At 68.3% G+C, this 284-nt stretch carries 1 protein-coding gene; it reads right to left on the bottom strand.

The annotated features are described in order from the left end of the window. A partial coding sequence (locus J0695_RS40810; RefSeq protein WP_206969844.1) for a PKD domain-containing protein occupies positions 1-284 on the bottom strand: 284 nt, incomplete at both ends.

Below are 284 nucleotides of genomic sequence, written 5' to 3'. Positions count from 1 at the left end.
TGTTGCCGACCACGATGCGGACGCTGGCGTTGCCGGTGTTGCCCTCGGGGTCCTTCGCGGTGAAGGTCGCGGTGTAGGTGCCGACCTTCTTGTACTTGTGGGTGGGGGTGAGCCCCTCGCCCTTGGCGCCGTCGCCGAAGTCCCAGCTGTAGGTGAGGTTCGGGGAGTCGGCGTCCTTGGCGGAGGCGGTGAAGGCGACCTTGAGGCCGGCCGCACCGGACGTCTTGTCGGCGCTCACCTCGGCGATCGGGGAGAAGCCGTCCTGGGCGTTCTCGATCCGGTAC

This window comes from Streptomyces beijiangensis, from assembly GCF_017315755.1.
Taxonomy (GTDB): domain Bacteria; phylum Actinomycetota; class Actinomycetes; order Streptomycetales; family Streptomycetaceae; genus Streptomyces; species Streptomyces beijiangensis.
This window is presented reverse-complemented; position numbering and strand designations above follow the sequence as displayed.